Annotated in this window: 1 pseudogene; it reads left to right on the plus strand. The window is 70.5% G+C overall.

Features of this window, described 5'->3' with window-relative positions:
* Positions 1-22: 22 nt before the first annotated feature.
* Positions 23-241: pseudogene (locus BN358_RS10910) on the plus strand (adenylosuccinate lyase); the annotation flags it as partial.

The following is a 241-nucleotide window of genomic DNA, read 5'->3' on the forward strand; positions in this document are numbered from 1 at the left end:
TTTTCGGCCAGGAGGCCCACGCATGATTCCCGACGTCCTGGCCACCCGGTACGCGTCCGCGGCGATGCGGGAGATCTGGTCGCCGGAGGCGAAGATCGTCGCCGAACGGAGGCTGTGGCTGGCGGTGCTGCGGGCGCAGGCCGAGCTGGGCGTGGACTTCGGCGGGGATGACCCGGACGCGGTGATCGCGGACTACGAGGCCGTCATCGATCGTGTCGACCTGGCCTCCATCGACGCCCGC

Source organism: Sedimentibacter sp. B4, assembly GCF_000309315.1.
Classification (GTDB): Bacteria; Bacillota; Clostridia; order Tissierellales; family Sedimentibacteraceae; genus Sedimentibacter; species Sedimentibacter saalensis.